This is a genomic window from Thiobacillus denitrificans, from assembly GCF_001530125.1.
Taxonomy (GTDB): Bacteria; Pseudomonadota; Gammaproteobacteria; order Burkholderiales; family Thiobacillaceae; genus Thiobacillus; species Thiobacillus denitrificans_C.
Genome location: NZ_LDUG01000041.1, coordinates 1 through 1,254, shown reverse-complemented (window position 1 = coordinate 1,254; position 1,254 = coordinate 1). Strand labels below are relative to the sequence as shown.

Annotated in this window: 2 protein-coding genes; both read left to right on the top strand. The window is 55.7% G+C overall.

Annotated features, from left to right (window positions below; all coding sequences use genetic code 11):
- The first annotated feature begins 151 nt into the window (after positions 1–151).
- Positions 152–523 (top strand): hypothetical protein, encoded by a 372-nt coding sequence (locus ABW22_RS17430; protein WP_157648654.1) that lies wholly within the window; start codon positions 152–154, stop codon positions 521–523.
- A 74-nt stretch (positions 524–597) separates the two neighbouring features.
- The coding region (gene ompR / locus ABW22_RS13785; RefSeq protein WP_237763355.1) for a two-component system response regulator OmpR at positions 598–1,254 on the top strand (657 nt) is incomplete at its 3' end.

Sequence of the window (1,254 nt, the reverse complement as noted above, 5' to 3'; positions counted from 1 at the left end):
AGCTATTAATTTTGTAGTACGCATCATGTCGTTTACCTTTTGGACAATGAAAAATTAATGAGCAGGCTCTGGCGCCGGTGGCGCAGAGATGACAAAAACGGGGCCGGCGTGCGCATTTTGCGTGCAGTTCACACTCTGAGCGACGCCTGCCATGAAAAGTACCGGCCAAAATAGCAAAACATCAGACCGACCTGTCAAGACGTTCATGCCGGGCTGGGCTGGCACAAGGCCCGTCCAGACCACAAAATACCGGGTTTTAACTGCAAAAAGCGGCGTTGATACCGCCCTTCCAGCGGGTGCGGCAGCGCGAATGTCACGCAGCGAAGGCAAAGGATTCAAGCGCACTCAAAAAGGTTTCTTGCGTGTTTTTCAGACGAAGAGGGGGGTAATTTCAGCCGCCCATCAACGAGGGGCGAATGACTTTTTTCATCATCTTCCGACAAGCTTAAACGAGGAATACGTCCACCGCATGCACTATCTGCACACATTAGAAACTTTTGTAATAGTGTGTCAGAGTGATTAAAAAAAGAGACACTTTTGGCATTTAGCACTCAAAATGGCGCTGTTACAAATTTGAAGTCCAACATGAATCCCTCTTTGACAAGCACTCGCGCCGACAAAATCCTGATTGTTGACGACGACGCCCGCATCCGCGACCTGTTGCGCCGCTACCTGGCCCAAGAGGGTTTTGAAGTCATCCTGGCCGAAGACAGCAAGGCCCTGAACCGCATCATGCTGCGTGACGCCGTCGACCTGATCGTGCTCGACTTGATGATGCCCGGCGAAGATGGCCTTTCGGTCTGCCGACGCCTGCGTGCGGCCAATGACCGCACCCCCATCATCATGCTGACCGCAAAGGGTGAAGACGTGGACCGCATCGTCGGTCTGGAGGTGGGCGCCGACGACTACCTGGCCAAGCCGTTCAACCCGCGTGAACTGCTGGCCCGCATTCATGCCGTGCTGCGTCGCCGCCCCACCGCTGAAGTGCCGGGCGCACCGTCCAGCGATCAGGAAGTGATCACTTTCGGCCCGTTTTCGTTTGACATGGGCCTGCGCACCCTGCATAAAAACGGTGAAGAATTGCCCCTGACGACCGGCGAATTTGCAATGCTGAAAACCCTCGTGCGTCACCCACGCCAGCCGCTTTCGCGCGAAAAACTGGCGCAGCTGGCGCGCGGCCGGGAATTCGAGCCCTTTGACCGCAGCCTCGATGTGCAGGTTTCGCGCCTGCGAAAGCTGATTGAGACGGACGCT

Bases quoted from the DNA above. Each gene is read 5' to 3' on its own strand.
- ABW22_RS17430 (WP_157648654.1), top strand. From the start codon at position 152: ATGAAAAGTACCGGCCAAAATAGCAAAACATCAGACCGACCTGTCAAG.